The sequence below is a fragment of the Neisseria sp. P0021.S006 genome (assembly GCF_051956895.1).
In genome coordinates this window covers 1-459 of the sequence record NZ_JBQCWZ010001217.1, presented here as the reverse complement: position 1 = coordinate 459, position 459 = coordinate 1, and the positions used below count along the sequence as shown (strand labels likewise).

Below are 459 nucleotides of genomic sequence, written 5' to 3'. Positions count from 1 at the left end.
ACTTTAGACCGTCCTTTACAACTGAAACAGGCGGAAAACGGGTTTTACTATGTGAATGGTACGCCCACCGACTGCATTCATGTCGGCCAACACGCCCTCGCCGATTTCAAACCCGACTTAGTTTTGTCCGGCATTAACAACGGCGCAAACATGGGCGACGATACGCTTTATTCCGGTACGGTTGCCGCCGCGACGGAAGCCTACCTGATGGGCATTCCCGCCATTGCTTTCTCACTTGCCGACTCCAGCGGCCGTTATTGGGAAACCGCAGAAAAAGCCGCTTGGATACTGCTTTCCTACTTTCTCAAACGCCCTATTTCCGAACCCATCTTATGGAACATCAATATCCCTGCCGTCGCACCTGAGGATATCCAAGGCATAAAAATTACACGGCTCGGCCGCCGTCATCATGAACAAAGCATTGTTCCCATGTATAATCCACGTGGCGAACAAATTTAT

At 50.5% G+C, this 459-nt stretch carries 1 protein-coding gene; it reads left to right on the top strand.

All coding sequences use genetic code 11. The features are described from left to right. Positions 1-459 (top strand): 5'/3'-nucleotidase SurE (gene surE, locus ACTHUM_RS19560; protein ID WP_440403948.1); only part of this gene is annotated, 459 nt, incomplete at both ends.